The sequence below is a fragment of the Pseudomonas sp. TH37 genome, from assembly GCF_016650735.1.
In the GTDB taxonomy this organism is placed as follows: Bacteria; Pseudomonadota; Gammaproteobacteria; order Pseudomonadales; family Pseudomonadaceae; genus Aquipseudomonas; species Aquipseudomonas farris.
On record NZ_JAEKFD010000002.1, the window covers coordinates 117,271 to 137,977 of the forward strand.

Here is a 20,707-nt window from a genome sequence, read left to right on the forward strand (position 1 = left end):
TGTTCGGGTAAGCAGTGCTGGTTGTCGTGTCAGGTTCAGGGATTAGCGGGGTTGGCCAGGGTCAACTCGGCCAGGGTTCGGAACTCGGCCAGCAGGCCTCGTACATAGGCGACCTGGTTGTTCGCCCAACGGTGTTCGTCGGCGAGCATTCGTTCGAGCGAGTAGCCGTCCGGGAGTGGCGTGTCACTCATTTCCCGGTACGCAATGAATGGATCGGCAGCCTCAGAGGTCTGGCGGAACGCCGGGGCGACGTAGTGGTTTTCCTGCTCAAGAATGAACGCGATCACCTGCGGGGTTGAGTCGCCGAGCATCAACAGCTCGAACAGCATGCGAGCGCTTGGCAGGTCGTCATCGTCGCTGCCCTGCAGCACGCCGTAATGGCCGAAGCCGTTGTGCTCGGGGACGATGCGCACACCCTTGAGGTGGGTCTGGCGTATATGCGGTGCCAGGGTCCGCAGCGCCGGCAGGGGCTGTTCGCAGGCATTGATCATGTTGCCGAAGTCGAACAAGGCATGCAGCCGTGGGTGGTTTAGCCGGCTCAGCAGTTGCGCGATTTCGGCGCTCTTGAGTTCCTCATGCTGCTCGAAGTCGAAGAACAGGTCGTGCTCGTCTGCTTGCTGCGCGAGGTAGTGCAGGTCTGACTCGATCACGTCCATGACCCGGGACAGCGTCCCCTCGTAACGTGAGTAAACGCGGATGTTGCGAACCCCAAGCGCTTTGGCAATGGCGATCACCTGATCGACATCTTTTTTCAGCGTGCTGCTGATTTCCAGGTGCACATCCAGTCCGAGCGCATTGGCCTTGTCGGCAAACGTCTGCAGCTGTGCGGGTGTCATTTGGCTCAGGCTGTTTTCCTCGCCGTCGAGCAAATGCAGGCTCAGACCCTGCAATTCGTGGCGATAGGAGAAATCCAGCAGGTCGGCAGGCGTGACACGGCCATGGGTGAGGTTGGTCAGCAAGGGATAGGCATGCGCAAACAAGCGCATCTGCCCAAGGCGGTCGAGCAGTTGGCGGGCCAATGCTTCTGTCAGTAGGGGAGGTGTTCCTGCCTCGGCAGCCTTGTGGCTGAGCAAGGCATTGAATCGCTCTTGGATCTTATTGTTCATTCGAGTCGTTCCTGGTCAGACGCCGGGTCTGCCGGCGCAGCCTTTATCGCGCCAGTCAGGAACTCTCGATAGATCCATTATCAGTTAAATCATAAGACCACTTACCTCAAGTGGCCTGCAGGTACCCCATTTTGCTCAAGGCCCGGGCCAGCGCTTCGACGCGCTCCTGCGCCTGGCCCTCAGGCGTCCCGGCGAAACCGATGAGCAGGGCAGGTGGCAGGACGTGCTCAAGGCAGTAGTCGCTCAGGGCATAGGTGTGGATGTTGTGCCGGGCCAATTCCCTGGCGATCACGTCGTCATCAAGCGTGGGTGGCAGCCAGGCGATCAGGTGCATGCCGGCTTCCACCGGGGTAATGTTGAAGAAGCCGCCCAGCTGTTGCTGAAGCTGCTCGAGGAGTGCTTGCTGGCGAGCCTGGTACAGCGCCCGCATGCGGCGAATATGGCCGAGGAAGTGGCCTTCGCGCATGAAGTCCGCCGTCGTCGCCTGGAGAAGCGTGGGCGGGCTGCGATCCATCACCGCGCGCAGGGTACAGAAGGGTTCGATCAGGGCTTGCGGCAATATCACATAGCCCAGTCTTAGCGAGGGGAAGAGGACTTTGCTGAAGGTGCCGACGTAGATCACTCGAGCCATCTGGTCCATGGCGTAGAGCGCGGGGAGGAGGCGGCCGCTGTAGCGAAATTCACTGTCGCAATCGTCCTCGATGATCCAGCTTTGATACTGCGCAGCCCAATCGATGAGCGCCTGGCGCCGCGCATAACTCATGGTCACGCCCAAGGGATGCTGGCGAGATGGCGTGGTGAATACCAGGCGGGCGTCGGGGCACTCGGCCAGGCCTTGCTGAATATCAATCCCTTGTTCATCGATCCGCAACGGGACCACCTGAGCCCCTTGGGCCTGCAACGCAATGCGCGCCGCGATGTGTCCTGGGTCCTCCATCCACACGCTGTCGTGCGGATTGAGCAACAGCATGCCCAACAGGTTGAAGGCTTGCTGGGCGCCGGAAACGATCACTACCTGTTCGGCGCTGCAGTCGATGCCACGGGCATCAAAGACGTACTCGGCAATCGCCGTGCGCAAGGCCTGTAACCCTTGCAGTTCGCCATAGCCAAGCATGGCCTTGGTCGGCTTGAGCAGGTGGCGGTTCATCAAGCGCCGCCACACAGCGAGGGGGAACGCGTCGTAGGTACTGTGGCTGGGCAGGAATGAGGTGGGGGTCGCGGGGTCCCAATCGGTATAGGAAACCCCGCGAAAGTGACTGCTGCGCAGCGACAGCATGGACTGGCTCAGGTCGGACAGGCGAGGTGGCTGGCGCTGCTCTTCGTCGGCAATCCCTCGGCTCTCCCACTCATCGCCGACATAGGTGCCCGCCCCGGTACGCGACGCCAAAAAGCCTTCGGCAATCAGCTGATCGAATGCATTGAGAATGGTGATCCGCGACAGCGCCAATTCTTTGCTCAGGGTCCGCGTCGACGGCAGGCGCACGCCCCCTTGCATTTTTCCGCTGAGAATCTGTTTGCGAATCTGCAAATAGAGTTGGCGGTACAGGGGGATGGCGCTGGCACGGTCCAGCTCAATAGCCGACAGCAGCAAACCTGCAGGGGATTTCATCACATGCTCGTCTGGAGGGAGGGTGGTTTGACCTGGAACACCATCATACCGAGGTGCGCAGGGTATCGAGAGGCACTGGATAAGTCATCCATAGCAGACGTTGATGCAACGCACACTGTCATGAAATGAAAAGCCATTGTCGTCTGATGAGAAGCGACTCGCCAGACGGCGTCCTACAGTCCAATCAGCGCAATTCGACGCAGCACGCCCAACTTGAGACTGGAGAATAAGAAAAAATGGCCAAAGCCGTACGCTTCTACGAAACCGGTGGTCCCGAAGTCCTTCGTTATGAAGAGGTCGAAGTCGGCGATCCCGGTCCAGGCCAGGTTCGTCTTCGTCATGTGGCGGTGGGCCTGAACTATGCCGACACCTACTTTCGCAATGGCACTTACCCGATCCCGATGCCCAACGGCATGGGGGTTGAAGCCTCCGGTGTGGTCCAGGCCATCGGCGAAGGGGTGACCAACGTACAAGTCGGCGATCGCGTTACTTACACCGGTTTTCTCAATACCTTGGGTGCCTACAGCACCGAGCGTCTGATCCCGGCCGCGCCGCTGATCAAGCTGCCGGAAACCATCAGTTTCGAGACCGCCGCGGCCATGACCATGCGCGGCCTGACATCGTCGTACCTGATGCGGCGTATTTACGACTTCAAGGCCGGCGACAGCATTCTGTTGCACGCCGCTGCCGGTGGTGTAGGCCTGATTGTTTCGCAGTGGGCCAAGCTGCTCGGTCTGAACGTCATTGGCACCGTGTCTACCGAGGCAAAGGGTGAAATTGCCCGGGCCCATGGCTGCGAGCATGTCATCAACTACAGCCATGAAGACGTCGCCCAACGCGTTCGCGAGCTGACGGACGGCGTGGGGGTCAACGTGGTGTTCGACAGTGTTGGCAAGAACACCTTCATGGGCTCCCTGGATTCGCTCAAGCGCCGCGGCCTGATGGTGTGTGTCGGCACGGCATCCGGTCCGATCCCGGCCTTCGATCCGGTACTGCTGGCGATGAAAGGCTCGCTGTTCATGACGCGTCCGGCCCTGGCCGATTACATCGCCGACCCGGCGGAAAAAGCCGTGTTGGCGGGTGAGTTGTTCGACCATGTCGGCAGCGGTCGGATCAAGATCGAGATCAACCAGCACTATGCTTTGCAGGATGCCGTGCAGGCCCATCGCGACCTGGAATCACGCAAGACCACGGGCTCATCGATTTTCGTCATTTAAGGGAGTTGTCTGCCATGAAAGTCGAACAATTGACCTGCAGCATTGGCGCGGAGCTGGTGGGCGTCAACCTCGCCGACGCGGTGCATGACGACGGTCTTTTTGCCGAGATTCGTGCTCAGCTGCTCAAGCATCGGGTGGTGTTTCTGCGTGATCAGGACATCACTCGCGCCGAGCATGTGGCATTCGCCCGGCGCTTTGGCGAGCTGGAGGATCATCCGGTGGCCGGCAGTGATCCGGATCATCCAGGGCTGGTGCGCATCTACAAGCGGCCGGACCAGCCAATGGACCGTTACGAAAACGCCTGGCACACCGACGCTACCTGGCGCGAGGCGCCGCCGATGGGTTGCGTGCTGCGCTGCGTAGAGTGCCCACCGGTGGGCGGCGACACCATGTGGGCCAACATGGTCGAGGCTTATGCGCGCTTGCCGGAAGACGTGAAGGTGAAGATCGCCGACCTGCGCGCCCGCCACAGCATCGAAGCGAGTTTCGGTGCCGCCATGCCGATCGAAAAGCGTCTGGCGCTCAAGGCGATGTACCCGGATGCCGAGCACCCGGTGGTGCGCACCCACCCGGAAACCGGGGAAAAGGTGCTGTTTGTCAACGCCTTCACGACGCACTTGAGCAACTACCACACCCCCGAGCGGGTGCGCTTCGGCCAGGACGCCAACCCGGGTGCAAGTGAGCTGCTGCGCTACCTGATCAGCCAGGCCTACATCCCCGAGTATCAGGTGCGCTGGCGCTGGAAACCCAACAGCATCGCCATCTGGGACAACCGCAGTACCCAGCACTACGCCGTCATGGATTACCCGCCGTGCCATCGCAAGATGGAACGCGCCGGCATCATCGGCGACAAGACTTACTGATCGACCGCCGCTGCATTCGCTCTCGTAGACACGCCTGCCCGGCACGATCTGGGCGTGCGTAACAATCATAAGAATAGGAGTAACTCATGCAATTCTTCGACGATTCCCTGCACCCGGAAAACATGGAAAAGGTGGTGATCACCGTGGCCCCGTATGGCCCCGAATGGATGCCGGAAGATTTCCCTGAAGACATCCCGCTGACCATGGACGAGCAGGTGCAGAAGGCGGTTGATTGTTATGAGGCGGGCGCAACGGTATTGCACCTGCACGTGCGTGAATTGGACGGTAAGGGTTCCAAGCGTCTGTCCAAGTTCAATGAGTTGATCGCCGGTGTGCGTGAAGCCGTGCCGGACATGATCATCCAGGTCGGTGGTTCGATTTCCTTCGCCCCCGAAAGCGATGGCGAAGGCGCCAAGTGGCTGTCTGACGATACGCGCCACATGCTGGCCGAGCTGACGCCAAAACCGGATCAGGTCACGGTGGCCATCAACACCACCCAGATGAACATCATGGAGCTGCTGTATCCGGAATACCTGGAAGGCACGTCCCTGGCCAATCCTGCCTATCAGGCGGCCTACAGCGAAATGACCGTACCGGCGGGCCCGGCCTGGGTCGCGGAACACCTCAAGCGTCTGATGGACAACGGTATCCAGCCGCACTTCCAGCTGACCGGCATGCATGCCATGGAAACCCTTGAGCGCCTGGTGCGCAAGGGCGTCTACAAGGGCCCGTTGAACCTGACCTGGATCGGTATCGGCGGCGGTTTCGATGGCCCCAATCCGTTCAACTTCTTCAACTTCATCCACCGCGCGCCGGACGGTTGCACCCTGACTTCCGAGTCGCTGCTCAAGAACGTCATGCCGTTCAACACCATGTCGATGGCCATGGGGATGCACCCGCGTGTGGGCAATGAAGACACTATCATTGATCACAAGGGCGATCGTTTCGGCTCAGTTGCGCAGATCAAGCAAACCGTACGCATCGCCCATGAACTGGGTCGGGAAATCGCCACGGGCAAAGAAGCCCGCGCGATCTATCGCATCGGTGTGCAGTACCAAAGCATCGAAGAAACCCTGTTGGCCAATGGCATGGCCCCCAACCGCAAGGCCGGGCAGAAAGGTGTGCCGCAACGCGGCTGATCGGCAGACGACGCGGGAGGTCAATGGCTTCCCGCTCGCTGCATTGCAACACGCTTGATAACAACAATAAAACAAAGCTTTGAGGAGGCTGCATGGCCTTTCACCCAATCGCCGCAGACGATGATGACTGCAGTGGCGTCGGCGTTGCGCGCAAGTATGCCTGGATCGTCTTTGCACTGACGTTCGGCTTGTTGATTTCCGATTACATGTCGCGTCAGGTACTGAACGCGGTGTTCCCGATGCTCAAGGGCGAATGGGCCCTGAGCGACGGTCAGCTCGGCCTGCTCAGTGGCATTGTCGCCCTGATGGTGGGGCTGCTGACAATTCCCCTGTCATTGCTGGCGGATCGCTTCGGCCGGGTCAAGAGCTTGGCGCTGATGGCTTTGCTGTGGAGTCTGGCCACGCTGGGCTGCGCGTTGGCGCAGGACTATCAGCAGATGTTCATTGCACGGTTCATGGTCGGCGTCGGCGAAGCGGCGTACGGCAGCGTCGGGATCGCGGTGGTGATTTCGGTGTTTCCCAAACACATGCGTGCAACCCTGGCCAGTGCCTTTATGGCGGGTGGCATGTTCGGTTCGGTATTAGGGATGGCGCTGGGCGGGGCAATAGCCGCCAAGCTTGGCTGGCGCTGGTCGTTCGCCGGTATGTCGCTGTTCGGCCTGCTGCTGGCGGTGCTTTATCCGATCATCGTCAAGGAAGCACGCATTGCGCCGCAACGTGCCGCCCAGGTGGCGAACAAAACGGCTGCTGCGGTCAAGCGTCCTTTGCGCACGCTGTTTTCCAGCCGCTCGGTGATCGCTGCCTACATCGGCAGTGGCTTGCAACTGTTCGTCGGCGGCACCGTCATTGTGTGGATGCCCAGTTACCTCAATCGTTATTACGACATGGCCACGGACAAGGCGGGCGGCGTCGCGGCGATCATCGTGCTGTGCAGCGGTGCGGGGATGATCCTGTGCGGCATGCTCAGCGATCGACTGTGTCGCCATTCGCCGGAGCGCAAAGTCGCTTTGGCCATCGCCTATTGCCTGGGCAGTTGTCTGCTGTTGTCGGCAGCGTTCGCCCTGCCGGCAGGGCCTGTGCAATTGGCGCTGATCTGCCTGGGCATGTTGATTGCCGCCGGCACGACCGGCCCTTGCGGAGCCATGGTTGCCAACCTGACCCATTACTCGGTCCACGGCACGGCGTTCGCCACGCTGACCCTGGCCAACAACATGCTGGGGCTGGCGCCTGGGCCGTTCATCACCGGCAGGGTGTCCGACCTCATCGGCTTGCAGGCCGCTTTTCAAATGGTGCCACTGGTCAGCATCGCGGCAGCGGCCGTGTTCTTTTATGCCAAGTGTCACTACCACAAGGACATCGCCCGGCTTCGAGGTGAGCAAGTCCACGATTCGATTGGCAAAGCGGCGTTAGAGGTGAAGTTGTGAGTGGTCGTTTACGTATTGATGTGTTCTTCGATTTTATCTGCCCGTGGTGCCTGATCGGCAAGCGTCAACTGGAGCGCGCGCAAGACCAGCTGCGTGTCCAGCAGCCCTGCGTGGAAATCATCACGGTGTGGCACGGGGTGCAATTGCTGCCGCAGCTGCCGGCACAGGGTGAACTCTTCGCCGAGTTTTATCGCAAGCGTCTGGGTAGCCCTGAAGTTGTAGCGATGCGCCAGGCCCAGGTGCAGCAGGCCGCCATGGACGTTGGGCTGGCCATCGATTTGAGCCGCATCACGACGATGCCCAACACCGCGGACGCCCATCGTCTGCTGGAGCGTGTCAGCGTGTTGGGCAATGTTGAGCTGCGTGATGCCTTGCTTGAGCGTTTGTTCGCGGCGTATTTCCAGAACGGCGAAGACCTGGGTTGCCGTGAGACCTTGATCGCCATCGCCCGGTCGTGCGGCGTTGAAGCGGGCGCCGTGTCTGACTGCTTGCTGGGCGACGCCAGTCCCTTTGATGGTTTCCCCTGGGCCACCAACGGCGTGCCCAGTTTTCGGTTCGACAATCGCCTGACGGTGGTGGGCGCACAGCCTGCCGAAGCGCTGCTTGATGCCATGTGCGAAGCCTTGCTCAAAAATGCTCATGAGCGGCAACCGATATGAGTCTTCGTATCCCCGTACCTGCCGGAAAACTCCCGCAGGCGGGTGGTCGTGCGCTGTTCGAATTCGATGGCAAAAGCCTGGCGTTATTCAACATCGAAGGTGACCTGTTCGCCATCGACGACAGTTGCCCGCACCAGGGCGCCTCGCTGTGTGGCGGGCGCCTTGAGGGGCGAGTGATTCAGTGCTGCGCCCATGGCCTGCGCTTCGATTTGCGCAGCGGTTACTTGCTCAATTCAACCCAGCTCAAAGTCGCCAACTACCCGGTCGAGATCATCGACGGCCAGGCATTTATCGTCATCGTTCCCGAGGAGTCCGTGCCATGAGCGCTATCGCTCTTACCCGTATCCATAGCCGAACGCGCGAACTGGCGCCGGGTTTTGTCGTCAGCCTGATCGTGGCGGCGGCTGCGTCCTTTTTGTCCGAGCATTACGGCGCGCCGGTGATGCTGTTTGCCTTGCTGTTGGGCATGGCGCTGAACTTCCTGGCCGGTGACGGCGCCTGCAAGGCGGGCATCGAGTTCACCGCACGCACGGTGTTGCGCATTGGCGTGGCGTTGCTGGGCATGCGCATCACGCTCGAACAGATTGCCGCGCTGGGCTGGAAGCCTGTGGCGCTGGTGGTGATTGTTGTGGTGGTGACGATCGGCGTTTCGGTGATCGCGGCAAAGGCGCTGGGATTCCAGCGTTTGTTCGGCATGCTCACCGGTGGGGCTACTGCGATTTGTGGTGCGTCGGCCGCGTTGGCGCTGGCGGCGGCATTGCCGAACCATCCGCAGAAAGAACGCGCAACGTTATTCACGGTGATCGGGGTGTCGGCGCTGTCGACCCTGGCGATGATCGTGTACCCGATGATTGCCAACTGGCTGTCGTTGTCGCCGCAAGTGGCGGGCGTGTTCTTGGGGGCGACCATCCATGATGTCGCCCAGGTGGTCGGTGCCGGTTACAGCATGTCGACCGAGACCGGCGATACAGCCACGGTGATCAAGCTGATGCGGGTTGCCATGCTGCTGCCGGTGATCGTCTGCGCCGCCATGATTACCCGCATGCAGGGCGCCGACCCGGCCGGCAAACGACCGCCGCTGCTGCCATGGTTTGCCGTCGGGTTTCTGATTCTGGCGTGTATCAACAGCACCGGCTGGATAGCCCCGGTGGTGCAGGGATCGGTCAATGAATTGTCGCGCTGGTGCCTGGTGGTTTCCATCAGCGCCCTGGGCATGAAGACCCAGCTCAAGGAGCTGGCCGCTGTCGGCATCAAGCCCATCCTGCTGATGGTGGGTGAGACGGTGTTCCTTATCGTGCTGGTGCTGTTGTTGCTGCGCTGGGGGCTGTAAGACCGTTAAAAAATACTGGCTGCGGCGCACTTTTTGTAGCAGCTGGCGCAGCCTGCGTTCGAGGACGAAGTCCTCGCAAATCCGGTATGCGCGGGTTGACTGACACACCGCGTTGCATGGTTTTACGACTGCTTCGCAGCCGAACGCAGCCTCGCGGGCTCGGCAGCTGCTACAGGGCCGCACTGCGTTGACTCCTCGGCCGGTGCTATAAACACCGGTTCTTTTGCGGTGACTGTACCAGCAGTCGCCGCTTTTTTTTGCATGCCCTGCGTCTGTTGCGTCCGGTTCAGGGCTCGCGGGAGCCGGGTAGGGTGGTCAAGTCCGGCGGAGCTTTGACGGTGTGCTTTTGCGCGCTGCGCCATGCGGCGGGCGGCATGCCGAACTGGGTGATGAACCAGCGGGTGAAGGAACTCGCCATCGAATAGCCGAGCATGTCGGCAATGCGCCCTAGCGAATAATTCGGGTTTTCCAGGTAGCGCAACACCAGGTCGCGGCGCACGTCGTTGATCAGGTCGTTGAAGGCGCAGCCGTCGTCTTTCAGGCGACGTTGCAGGGTGCGTACGTTCATGCCCTGGGTCTGGGCGATCTGCTCGATGGTGGCGCGTCCCATCGGCAGCAGCAGGTAGATGGCTTTGCGCACCTCGAACAGCATCGAGGGACCTTCGTGACTCAGCAGCGAGTCGAGGTAGCTCTGGGCATAGCGCGCCATGGCCGGGTCGGCATTGGGGTTGGTCACGTCGAGGCTGGCGTCGGAGCAGACAATGCCGTTGAACTCGCTGCCGAATTCCAGCTTGCAACCGAACAGGCGGCGATGCAGTTGCAGGTTGTCGGGAGGCTGGTGCGTGAAGTTGACGCTGTAGGGATGCCAGTGGGTGCCGAGCAGGGCGGCGCACAGGCGGAACATCACCCCGATGGCCAGTTCATTGGCTTGCCGGCAAGGCATCGGCGATTCAGTAACCACCTCTTCGCGAATAATCACCATCTTGCCGGCCTCTTCGATGAAGAGGGCCAGCGAGTCGTTCATCAGATGACGGTAATGCACCAACACTTGCAACGCATCTCGCAGCGTTCGCTGGTGGCTGAGTAACAAGCTGACCACACCGAAGTCCGAGAGCTGGCGCGACTCAGCCATGCTCAGGCCGAAGCTCTGGCAGCCACTGGCGGCGGCCGAATCTTCCAGCAGGCGTACGGCGGCATCAATGGGGATGCGGTGTTCGGGCGCTTGCAGCAGCGCTTTGCTCAGGCCGACGCCGGCCAGCACATCGCGCGGATTGAACCCCAGGTACTGGGTGACCTCCAGGTAGTTGGTCAAGACGGCGGCGCGAACAAGCTTGGGCATGCGAAGGTCTTTCCTGGGCCGGTTGCGATTCAGATGAGCGTGGCGACTATATCCAGCACATCAGCAATTGAACAGTTGTGACGTTGTCGAGGGCGCTCGCCCGATTCTGTCCAGAATCACCTCCGTTGTTGTCGAGCAATCGACGCTCACCCATTGATTACAGTGACCCACAGCGAAGCTGCGGGGTTTTTCGACCAATGGTCGGGGCACGCCAACACCTGGAAATTTGTCATGAAAAGAAAAGTGCCTGACGTCCAATGAAAAGCACCTCGGGTGGGCGCTCTTTAATGTCAGTCCTACAAAAAGCCCCTGGCGATAGAGCCAGTCGAGTCATCGAGAAAGCGAAGGTGTTGAAGTGGACAAACTGCAAACTGCCGCAACCGTTCTGATCGTACCGGGTCTGCGTGAGCACGTTGCCGAGCATTGGCAAACGCTGCTTGAGGCAAGGCTCTGCAAGGTGCGCAGTGTGCCGCCGCTGGAAACCGACAAGCTCGATTGCGCCAAGCGGGTCGAAGCGATTCAGCGCGAGCTGGAGCAGATCGAAGGGCCGGTGATTCTGGTTGCTCACAGCGCCGGAGTGCTGATGGTCGCGCACTGGGCTGCGCAGCACAGTCGGCCGATCAAGGGCGCGCTGTTGGCCACGCCTCCGGATCTCGATGCTCATTGGCCGCAAGGCTACCCATCCGCTGAAACCCTGCGCACCCAGGGTTGGAATCCTCTACCAAAAGGGCCACTGCCGTTCCGCAGTCTGGTGGCCGCCAGTACCAACGACCACCTCGCCAGCCTGGACGCCGTCACTCGACTGGCTGAGGGCTGGGGCAGCGAACTGCTCAACGTGGGCGAGGTGGGTCATCTCAATCCGGTTGCAGGGTTTGGCCACTGGCCGCAAGCCGAAGCACTCATCCTGGCGCTGGATAGCTAGTTCAGGCGCCGGTTGGCCCCAGCCATCCGGCATTTGCCCTCACTCCTGAAAAACGCAAATCCCTGGAACAAGGGTTGCGCGAGGGCGGCTGCGCTTAAAACAAATACAAAAAGGCGGAGACAACGCAATGCACAACAATAAGAGTCACGGGTTCGCACCCTCGCGTTACACCTTGTTGGCCTCGGCCATTCTGGCCGCCGCCGTGCCGGTCGCGCAGGCGGTCGAACTCGACACAGGTAACCCGGACTGGACCGTGCGTTTTGATAACACCGTGAAGTACAACTACGGCGTACGCACCGAAAGCGCCGACAAGCGCATGTTGGCGACACCGAACAACAACGATGGCGACTACAACTTCCGCAAGGCCGGGACCAACATCACCAACCGTGTTGACCTGTTGACCGAAATGGATGTGGTCTACCAGAACCACATGGGCTTTCGCGTCAGTGCCGCCAGTTGGTACGACAGGGCGTACGAGAACACCGGTTCCAATTCCAACCCGTTCGTCAACGGCAATGACGCACGGTCGGGTCTGGTCGCCAACGATCCGCGCCTGGCCGGGGTCACCGGCGACAATGTCGGCAATGGCAGCCCGCACCTGAGCAACTACGCCCAGCGTTACTACACCGGTCCTTCCGGCGAAATCCTCGATGCCTTCGTGTTCTACAGCACCGAAGTGGGCGAGGAGTCGCTGTTGAGCGTCAAGGCCGGTCAACACAACGTGTTCTGGGGTGAAACCATCCTCAACCCGGTGCACTCGATCAGCTACGGCCAGTCCGGCCTCGACCTGGCCAAACTGGCCGCCTCGCCGGGAACTGAAGCCAAGGAACTGTTCGTTCCGCGTAACCAGTTGTCGATGTCGTTCACGGTCAATCCCGAGTTGACAGTGGGCGCTCAGTATTTCCTCGATTGGGATGCCGCCCGCCTGCCTGAAGCCGGTACTTACTATGGCGGCTCCGATCTGGTCGGCTTCGGTGCGCAGTCGTTCCTGTTGGGAAACACCAATGGCGTGGTGCCGGGCAGCCCACTGGGTTGTGGTCTGGCGCCCTGCAACGGGCTGACCAATGTGCGTCGCGGTCACGACCTGACGCCGGACAAGCGCGGAGACTGGGGCGTGATGGCCAAGTGGTCGCCGGCCTGGCTGGATGGCACCCTCGGTGTTTACTACCGCAATACGTCGGAAATCCTGCCGCAAGCCTGGCTGAACGCCACCGGGCTGACCTCGGCCAATCCCAACGGTACCCCGCCTGCCGGCATGGTGCCGGCGGTGGTCAACACCCTCAATTCGTTGAGCACCAGCACCTATCAATTGGCCTATGCCGACAACATTCAGATCTTCGGCCTGAGCCTGTCCAAGGATGTGGGCGGTATCAGTGTGGGTTCAGACCTGAACATTCGTCACAACATGCCGCTGGCCAGTATTCCAGCCGTTGTCAGCTCGACAGGGCCGCGGGGTTTGGGCGCAGGTCTTGGGCTGTTGCCGGCCCGCACGGCGGCCACCGGGGTGATCTACGACACCCCGCAAAAGGGCGACAGCATGAGTGCCACTGGTGACACGTTGCACTGGACGCTCAACGGCCTGATGACCTTCCCGAAAACACCGGTGTTCGATTCGGCCAGCCTGCTCGCCGAGTTGTACTACAGCAACCTGCTCAAGCTCGATAGCAAGAACGAAGCGCTCTACAAGGGCAAGGACACCTATCGCGGCATCGACCAGCCAACCCGGGACAACTGGGGCATCGCGGTCAACTTCACGCCGACCTGGTACCAGGTGTTTCCCGGCGTCGATCTCAACGCACCGATGTCCATCAACGTCGGCCTTGACGGCGTGTCACCGGTGTCTGGTGGCGGTGCCAAAGACACCGGCAACTATGCCGTGGGCGTGGGTGCCGTTGTGTACAACAAATACTTCATCGACCTGAAGTACGTGGACTCCTTCGGCAAGACCGACAAGTGCGACGCCAGTGGTCTGAGCACCGGTGCGGCCAATGCCGGCAGCGGCGACGGCTCCACACCCAATGCCTTTAGCGGCAATGAAAACTACGCGTGCTACGGCGGTGGCTACTCGGCCTTCTCCGGTGGTGGTGCCACGACTGAGGACCGTGGCGCCGTTTACCTGACGATGAAAACCACTTTTTGATTCACCACTGATTTGCTCAATGCAAGCAGGAGAATAACAAGATGAAATTCGCAAAAACCGTGTTGGCCGCTTCGCTGGCCATGGTCCTTGCCGCCCAGGCACAGGCCGCTGTTTCAACTCAGGACGCTGCCCGGTTGGGCAGCAGCCTGACCCTGGTGGGGGCCGAAAAGGCCGGGAACGCTGATGGTTCCATCCCCGCCTATGACGGTGGCTTGACCACGCCGCCGGCCAGTTTCAAATCCGGTGACAGCATGCGTCCGGATCCCTTCGCCAACGAAAAACCATTGCTGGTGATCGATGGCAAAAACGTCGATCAGTACAAGGGCTTGCTCAGTGCAACCACGGCGGAACTGGCCAAGCGTTTCCCAAGCTTCCACGTCAATGTCTACCCGACCCACCGTACAGTCTCTTTGCCCAAGGCTGTGCTGGACAATGGGGTGAAAAATGCCACCGGCGCCAAATCCCTTGAGGGTGGGTTGGCCGTCGATAACGTGCTGCCCGGCGTGCCGTTCCCGATTCCGCAGTCGGGCAACGAGGCGATGTGGAACTTCCTGTTGCGTTATCAGGGCGTCAACATCAACTCCAAGTACGACTCCTGGAACGTCGATTCCGCTGGCGTGCCGACCCTGGCGACCACCGGGCAGGCGTTCATTTCCTATCCGATCTACGAGAACCTCGCGCAGCCGATCAGCAGCGCCGACGTGTACTACCAGATGAAGCTGTCCTATACCGGGCCTGCGCGCCGGGCCGGTGAAGCGGTGATGCTCAAGGACGCCGCCAACCCGCTGCAGCAACCGCGCCGCGCCTGGCAATACTTGCCTGGCCAACGTCGGGTCAAGCTGGCACCGAACCTGGCTTACGACACGCCTAACCCTGGCACCGCCGGTGCCGGCACCTACGACGATGTTTTCGTGTTCAACGGGGCGCTGGACCGCTACGACTGGAAGCTGGTGGGCAAGCAAGAAATGATCGTGCCCTACAACACCTACAAGCTGACCTACGCCCAGGATCCCAAGTCGCTGACCACTGCCAATCACCTGGCACCGGATTATGTGCGTTGGGAAAAGCACCGGGTCTGGGTGGTGGAGGGCAACCTCAAGTCCGGCGCCCGACACATCTATCAGAAGCGTCGCTTCTACCTCGATGAAGACAGCTGGACCGCTCTGGCCTCTGACCAATACGACGCTCGTGGTCAGCTGTACCGTGGCTCGTTCGCGTTCCTCAGCCAGAGCTACGACAAGCAGATCCCGGACTCCACGCCCTTCATGATCTACGACCTGGTGGGTGGCTCTTACAACATCAACGGTGTGGTCGGCCCTTACGGCGGCATCAAGTACATCGATCCGCTCTCCAAGGCGCAGTGGTCGCCTGAGTCCCTGGCCGGTAGCGGGATTCGCTAAGCAAACCGTGACAAAGCGTCTGTTCGGTCTGCTGCCTGCAAGGCAGGGGACCGCACGACGGTCGGCGCATGCCGATCGTTGCGGGCGCCAGGTTGGAACGTCAGGCACACGGACGTGTGTCCCGGCGCGGTTATCCGAAGAGGACGCGGTATGTGTTCGTACAAGAATTACCTGCAGCTGGCGCTCGGCGCTCTGCTTGCAACGTTGCAGGGCCTGAGCCAGGCGTCCGCTTATGTCGACGTGCTGGATCTGCCGGCCAGGGTCAGCGCCTTGGCCGCCAACAGCCCGTTATCCGGTATGGCTCGCGCCGGCGATCGTCTGGTCGCAGTCGGGCAGCGTGGCCACATTCTGTATTCCGATGATGCCGGCAAACACTGGCAGCAGGCGGCGGTGCCGGTCAGTGCCGACCTCAATGCCGTGAGTTTTCCTTCCGCCACCCAAGGCTGGGCGGTGGGCGGCGACGGCGTGGTGTTGCACAGCAGTGACGCTGGCGCGACCTGGCGCAAACAACTGGACGGCCGCGAGATCGGTGCCTTGCTGGTCAAGCATTACGGCGCGTTGGCCAGTGCAGAACCGGGCAACGAGCAATGGCCACTGCTGGTTGCCGAAGGTGAGCGCCTGATGGCGCAGGGGGCCGACAAACCGTTGCTCGATGTCTGGTTCGCCAACGACCGCCTCGGCTATGTGGTCGGGGTGTTCAACCTGATCCTGCGCACCGAAGACGGCGGCCAGAGCTGGACACCGTTTCAGGACCGCACCGACAACCCGCAGGGCTTTCACCTCAACGCCATCGCCTCTACCGGCGATGCGCTGTACATCGCCGGAGAGCAGGGTCTGCTGCTCAAGTGGAATGACACCCAACAGCGGTTCGCTGCCGTGCAGACGCCCTATCAGGGCAGTTTTTTCGGTGTGCTCGGCAAGCCCGGCGAAGCGCTCGTCTACGGCTTGCGCGGCAATGTGCTGCGCAGCACCGATGGCGGTCACAGCTGGACCCCGCTGAAGAATGGCCTGCACGTCAGCATCACCGCCGGCATCGTCGATGCCCATGGTAATTACCGCTTGTTCACCCTGGGCGGGCAGATGCTGGTCAGCCAGGGCGCAGGTGCGCAATTGCATCTGGTTCAGCAACGGGCACCGACACCGGTGACCGGCGCCACTCAGTCCGCCGACGGTGCTCTGGTGGTGGTTGGCAGCCGTGGTGCACGGATGCTGTCCGTTGAATAAGCCCTCGAACCCTTAGAGCGAGAACCCAGACATGGGCCATACCAAACAAGAAACCATGCCGGTGATCCGCGATCTGCGGGATTTCGACCGCCATTCCGGCAATCGGTTGGAGCGGTTGGTGTTCAACTATCGCCCGCTGTTCATGCTGCTGATGGCGCTGGCCACCGTGGTGCTGGGCTACATGGCCGCGACTCGCCTGGAGCTGCGTCCCAGTTTCGAAAAGATGATTCCGCAGAGCCAGCCGTACATTCAGAATTTCCTGGAAAACCGTCAGTCGCTGCGCGGTTTGGGTAACTCGGTACGGGTGGTGGTGGAGAACACTCAGGGCGATATTTTCGACCCCGCTTATCTTGACGTACTCAAACAGGTCAACGATCAGCTGTTCGTCACCGAAGGCGTCGACCGCGCCTGGATGAAGTCGTTGTGGAGCCCGGCGGTGCGCTGGACCGAAGTCACCGAGGAAGGTTTTCAGGGTGGCCCGGTGATGCCCGATACCTACCAGGGCAAGCCTGAAGAAATAGAACAGCTGCGCCAGAACATTTCCCGCGCCGGTATCGTCGGCAGTCTGGTGGCCAGCGACTACAAATCGAGCATGCTCATTGTTCCGCTGCTGGACAAAGCCACGGCCAGCGGTCAGCGCATCGACTACCACGCCTTTTCGCAAATGCTCGAGGAGCAGTTGCGCGACAAGATCGAGTTCGCCGGTGACAGCGCGGCACGCAAGGCCGGGGAGGAGGGCAAGGGCCAGTACAAAGTCCGGGTGATCGGTTTCGCCAAACTGATGGGCGACCTGATCGACGGCCTGATTCAGGTGATGATGTTCTTCGGCCTGGCCGTCGTCACGTCGCTGATCATCATTTACGCCTACACCCGATGCGTGCGCAGCACCTTGCTGGTGGTCGGCTGCTCGCTGATCGCGGTGGTCTGGCAACTCGGCATCGTCGCCTGGCTCGGCTATGCCATCGACCCATACTCAGTGCTGGTGCCTTTCCTGATCTTCGCCATCGGTGTGTCTCACGCGGCGCAGAAAATGAACGGCATCATGCAGGACATCGCCCGTGGCACCCACAAGCTGATCGCCGCACGCTACACCTTTCGCCGCCTGTTCATTGCCGGCGTCACCGCGTTGCTGGCCGACGCTGTCGGGTTCGCGGTGCTGATGTTGATCGACATTCCGGTGATCCGCGACCTGGCGATCACTGCCAGTATCGGTGTGGCGGTGCTGATTTTTACTTCGCTGTTGCTGATGCCGGTGGCGCTGTCTTATGTCGGCGTCGGCACCAAGGCTGCCGAGCGTGCGCTGAAAATCGACACGCGTGCAGAAGGGCATAAAGGCTTCGGCAAACTGTGGGACTTGCTCGACCGCTTCACGACACGCAAATGGGCCACGGGGGCAGTATTGGTCGCGGTGCTGATGGGCATCGGCGGCTTCATGGTCAGTTTGCAGCTGAAGATCGGCGACCTGGAAAGTGGCGCGCCGGAATTGCGTGCCGACTCTCGCTATAACCGTGACAACGCCTACATCACCAGCCACTACGCGCTGTCCAGCGACCTGTTCGCGGTGATGATCAAGACCGCGCCGGAAGGCTGCTTGAACTACAAGACGCTGGTTCTCGCCGACCGTTTGGCCTGGGAGCTGCAGCAGTATCCGGGCGTACAGGCCACGGCTTCGTTGGTCAACGCGGTGCGCCAAATCACCGCCGGCACTTATGAAGGCAACCCCAAGCTCAACAGCATCCAGCGCAATCAGGACGTGCTGAACTACGCCGCGCAGCAAGCCTCGGTCAACTCCCCGGAGTTGTTCAACACCGATTGCTCGTTGATGCCGGTGATCACCTTCCTCAAGGATCACAAGGCCGAGACGCTGGATGCCGTGGTGGGCATCGCGGAAAAATTCGCCCGGGAGAACAACAGCGAAGATCGCCAGTTCCTGCTGGCGGCCGGGTCGGCCGGGATTGAGGCGGCGACCAACATTGTGGTGCGCGAAGCCAATCGCACCATGCTGCTTTATGTCTATGCGGCGGTGACGTTGTTCTGCCTGATCACCTTCCGCAGCTGGCGCGCGACCCTGGTCGCCCTGTTGCCTCTAGTCCTGACCTCAATCCTTTGCGAGGCGTTGATGGTGGCCATGGGCATCGGCGTGAAAGTCGCGACTCTGCCGGTGATCGCATTGGGCGTGGGCATCGGCGTGGACTACGCCTTGTACCTGCTCAGCGTGCAGTTGCATTACCAGCGTCAGGGTCTGCCGCTGAGTCAGGCTTACCGCAACGCCGTGTCGTTTACCGGTCGGGTGGTGGGTCTGGTGGGCATCACCCTGGCGGCGGGCGTGGTGTGCTGGGTCTGGTCGCCGATCAAGTTCCAGGCCGACATGGGCATCCTGCTGACCTTCATGTTCCTGTGGAACATGCTCGGCGCGCTGATCCTGATTCCAGCCCTGTCGTACTTCTTGCTACGTCACCCGGTTCCACAAGCCCAAGTGGCGCAAACCGGTGAAGCCCGTACATCCCAACGTCAGGACATGCCGCATGCCCTGACCACTTCCGAGTAAGCCAACAATGTCTGATTACAAAGCTCCTTTGCGCGACATGCGCTTCGTACTCAACGAGGTTTTCCAGGTGTCCCGGCTATGGGCCCAATTGCCTGGCCTGGCCGAGGTGATTGATGAAGAAACGGCCGCCGCCATTCTTGAAGAGGCCGGCAAGATCAGCGCCGAAGTGATCGCGCCGCTGAACCGCAGCAGCGACGAGCAGGGCTGCACCTGGAGCAACGGCGCGGTCAGTGCGCCGGACGGCTTTGTCGCGGCCTACCAGGCATTCGCCGAAGGCGGTTGGGTGGGTGTTGGTGGCGATCCGCAGTTCGGTGGCATGGGCATGCCCAAGGCGATTTCGGCTCAGGTCGAGGAGATGGTCAACTCGGCGAGTCTGTCGTTTGGTCTGTACCCGATGCTGACCGCCGGTGCGTGCCTGTCGATCAATGCCCACGCCAGTCAGGAACTCAAGGAACGCTATCTGCCGAACATGTATGCCGGCACCTGGACCGGCTCGATGTGCCTGACCGAGGCGCATGCCGGCACTGACCTGGGCCTGATTCGCACCCGAGCCGAACCCCAGGCCGACGGCAGTTTCAAGATCAGCGGCAGCAAGATCTTCATCACCGGCGGCGAGCACGACCTGACCGAAAACATCATTCATTTGGTGCTGGCCCGGTTGCCGGATGCACCGGCCGGTCCCAAGGGAATTTCGCTGTTTCTGGTGCCCAAGGTGCTGGTCAATGACGATGGCTCGCTGGGCGAGCGCAATTCGCTGTCCTGCGGTTCCATCGAGCACAAGATGGGCATCAAGGCATCCGCCACCTGTGTGATGAATTTTGACGGGGCGACAGGCTGGATCGTCGATGCGCCGAACAAGGGCCTGGCGGCGATGTTCACCATGATGAATTACGAGCGCCTTGGCGTAGGCATCCAGGGTCTGGCGTTGGGTGAGCGCTCATACCAGAACGCAATCGAATACGCCCGTGATCGTCTGCAAAGTCGTTCACCGACTGGCGAGCAGAACAAGGATAAAGCCGCCGACCCGATCATCGTGCACCCGGATGTACGACGCATGCTGTTGACCATGAAAGCCTTGAACGAGGGCGGGCGTGCGTTCTCCAGCTACGTGGCGCTGCAACTGGATACTGCCAAGTACAGCGATGACGCGGCAACCCGCACCCGCGCCCAGGAACTGGTGTCGCTGCTGACCCCGGTGGCCAAGGCGTTTCTCACCGACATGGGGATGGAAACCACGGTGCACGGCCAGCAGATCTTCGGCGGCCACGGCTACATCCGCGAGTGGGGCCAGGAGCAATTGATTCGCGATGTGCGCATTACGCAGATCTACGAAGGCACCAACGGTATCCAGTCACTGGATCTGGCCGGGCGCAAAATCGTCGGAAGCGGCGGGGCGCTGTACCGGCTGTTCGCTTCGGAAATCCGCAAATTTACCGCCAATGCCTGCGCTGACCTCGGCGAGTTCACCAAACCGTTGAACGCCGCTGTCGACACCCTCGACGAACTGACCGCATGGCTGCTGGACCGAGCCCAGAGCAACCCGAATGAAATCGGCGCGGCTTCGGTCGAGTACCTGCACGTGTTCGGCTACACCGCGTACGCCTACATGTGGGCACGAATGGCCAAGGCTGCCATGAGCACGCATTCCAAAGACGATTTCTACGTCAGCAAACTGGCTACCGCGCGCTTCTACTTCGCTCGCCTGCTGCCGCGCATCCACTCGTTGAGCGCGTCGGCCAAGGCTGGCAGCGAATGCCTCTACGAGCTGGAAGCAGCGCACTTCTGAT

General features: G+C 60.9%; 16 protein-coding genes. 13 read left to right on the forward strand and 3 right to left on the reverse strand.

Going from position 1 to position 20,707, the window contains the following annotated elements:
- Positions 1-35: 35 nt before the first annotated feature.
- Both JFU11_RS05640 and JFU11_RS05645 read right to left on the reverse strand, forming a co-directional pair.
- Positions 36-1,106: a TIM barrel protein gene (locus JFU11_RS05640; RefSeq protein ID WP_201060021.1), complete on the reverse strand. Its 1,071-nt coding sequence runs from the start codon at positions 1,104-1,106 to the stop codon at positions 36-38.
- A 106-nt stretch (positions 1,107-1,212) separates the two neighbouring features.
- Positions 1,213-2,715: a PLP-dependent aminotransferase family protein gene (locus JFU11_RS05645; protein ID WP_201060022.1), complete on the reverse strand. Its 1,503-nt coding sequence runs from the start codon at positions 2,713-2,715 to the stop codon at positions 1,213-1,215.
- Positions 2,716-2,951: 236 nt separating this feature from the next.
- Between JFU11_RS05645 and JFU11_RS05650 the strand changes: the two genes are divergently transcribed.
- The 7 genes from JFU11_RS05650 (at position 2,952) to JFU11_RS05680 (ending at position 9,347) form a co-directional block, all read left to right on the forward strand.
- Entirely contained in the window at positions 2,952-3,932 is a 981-nt protein-coding gene (locus JFU11_RS05650; RefSeq protein WP_123721010.1) for a quinone oxidoreductase, read from the forward strand.
- Between the two features lie 14 nt (positions 3,933-3,946).
- A complete protein-coding gene (locus JFU11_RS05655; RefSeq protein WP_123721011.1) occupies positions 3,947-4,795 on the forward strand; it encodes a TauD/TfdA family dioxygenase in 849 nt (282 codons plus the stop codon).
- An 86-nt stretch (positions 4,796-4,881) separates the two neighbouring features.
- A complete protein-coding gene (locus JFU11_RS05660) occupies positions 4,882-5,934 on the forward strand; it encodes a 3-keto-5-aminohexanoate cleavage protein (protein WP_201060023.1) in 1,053 nt (350 codons plus the stop codon).
- 92 nt (positions 5,935-6,026) lie between these two features.
- Positions 6,027-7,358, forward strand: a complete 1,332-nt coding sequence (locus JFU11_RS05665) for an MFS transporter (protein ID WP_123721013.1) — start codon at positions 6,027-6,029, stop codon at positions 7,356-7,358.
- Complete coding sequence (locus JFU11_RS05670) at positions 7,355-8,017, forward strand: DsbA family oxidoreductase (RefSeq protein WP_201060024.1); 663 nt, start codon at positions 7,355-7,357, stop codon at positions 8,015-8,017. Before JFU11_RS05665 ends, JFU11_RS05670 begins: the two co-directional genes overlap by 4 nt.
- A complete protein-coding gene (locus tag JFU11_RS05675; protein ID WP_123721015.1) occupies positions 8,014-8,340 on the forward strand; it encodes a Rieske 2Fe-2S domain-containing protein in 327 nt (108 codons plus the stop codon). The genes JFU11_RS05670 and JFU11_RS05675 overlap by 4 nt, the downstream gene beginning before the upstream one ends.
- A complete protein-coding gene (locus JFU11_RS05680; protein ID WP_123721016.1) occupies positions 8,337-9,347 on the forward strand; it encodes a putative sulfate exporter family transporter in 1,011 nt (336 codons plus the stop codon). The genes JFU11_RS05675 and JFU11_RS05680 overlap by 4 nt, the downstream gene beginning before the upstream one ends.
- Before the next feature lie 286 nt (positions 9,348-9,633).
- On the opposite strand, the gene JFU11_RS05685 is transcribed toward JFU11_RS05680, so the two are convergent.
- Positions 9,634-10,686, reverse strand: a complete 1,053-nt coding sequence (locus tag JFU11_RS05685) for an AraC family transcriptional regulator (RefSeq protein WP_123721017.1) — start codon at positions 10,684-10,686, stop codon at positions 9,634-9,636.
- 355 nt (positions 10,687-11,041) lie between these two features.
- Here JFU11_RS05685 and JFU11_RS05690 point away from each other — a divergent pair, with 355 nt between their 5' ends.
- From JFU11_RS05690 to JFU11_RS05715, 6 genes are all read left to right on the forward strand, one after another.
- Complete coding sequence (locus tag JFU11_RS05690; RefSeq protein ID WP_201060025.1) at positions 11,042-11,608, forward strand: alpha/beta hydrolase; 567 nt, start codon at positions 11,042-11,044, stop codon at positions 11,606-11,608.
- Positions 11,609-11,735: 127 nt separating this feature from the next.
- The gene (locus JFU11_RS05695) at positions 11,736-13,748 is read left to right on the forward strand and encodes a DUF1302 domain-containing protein (RefSeq protein WP_201060026.1); all 2,013 of its coding nucleotides are present in this window, start codon (positions 11,736-11,738) and stop codon (positions 13,746-13,748) included.
- 41 nt (positions 13,749-13,789) lie between these two features.
- Positions 13,790-15,148, forward strand: coding sequence for a DUF1329 domain-containing protein (locus JFU11_RS05700; RefSeq protein WP_201060027.1), 1,359 nt, complete (start codon positions 13,790-13,792; stop codon positions 15,146-15,148).
- Between the two features lie 150 nt (positions 15,149-15,298).
- Positions 15,299-16,372: a YCF48-related protein gene (locus JFU11_RS05705; protein ID WP_201060028.1), complete on the forward strand. Its 1,074-nt coding sequence runs from the start codon at positions 15,299-15,301 to the stop codon at positions 16,370-16,372.
- Positions 16,373-16,403: 31 nt separating this feature from the next.
- Entirely contained in the window at positions 16,404-18,920 is a 2,517-nt protein-coding gene (locus tag JFU11_RS05710) for an MMPL family transporter (RefSeq protein WP_201060029.1), read from the forward strand.
- A 7-nt stretch (positions 18,921-18,927) separates the two neighbouring features.
- Entirely contained in the window at positions 18,928-20,706 is a 1,779-nt protein-coding gene (locus JFU11_RS05715; RefSeq protein WP_201060030.1) for an acyl-CoA dehydrogenase C-terminal domain-containing protein, read from the forward strand.
- Position 20,707: the final 1 nt, after the last annotated feature.